Annotated in this window: 1 protein-coding gene; it reads left to right on the forward strand. The window is 43.0% G+C overall.

All coding sequences use genetic code 11. The annotated features are described in order from the left end of the window. Positions 1–83 precede the first annotated feature (83 nt). Positions 84–425: a DUF2799 domain-containing protein gene (locus tag R7R78_RS28665; protein WP_005460271.1), complete on the forward strand. Its 342-nt coding sequence runs from the start codon at positions 84–86 to the stop codon at positions 423–425. Positions 426–554: the final 129 nt, after the last annotated feature.

Here is a 554-nt window from a genome sequence, read left to right on the forward strand (position 1 = left end):
AGTGGCGAAATCTGGGTGTTGAGCGGCAGATTCTGAGAATTAGTGATAAGCTTGTTTTGAAAACAATCAGTTAAGGAAGAGTTATGAAAAAAGCGACGTTGGGGTTGGCGCTGGTATTATTGGCTGGGTGTGCTGCAACCACGGAAGATCTCGCCAAATCGGGTGATTGGTATCAGATTGGTTATCAAGATGGCATCGCAGGGCACACTTCTCGTAGTGTAAAAGAGCTGAAAACGTTGGGCACTGCTAATCCTGGTGATTATGACCGTGGCTATTTGGAAGGTGTCGCTGAATATTGCAATCCAGACTTTGCTTATCAAATGGGTCTATCTGGCCAATATTATGAGGGTGTCTGTGAGGGCACTGAGCAAGCTCAAAAATTCCGTATGGAATGGCAACGAGGTTGGAACGAATACAGTAATTAATAAATACAGCAATTAACGCCAAGACTCATTCTGTTTCATAATCAAGACGATAGTTTGGCTTGTTGAACTTCTGACAATTCTATCGGATCGTTTTGGTCTACTTGGCTCATTGAGATTGAGTAATAAGTG

Source organism: Vibrio sp. 2134-1 (assembly GCF_033339495.1).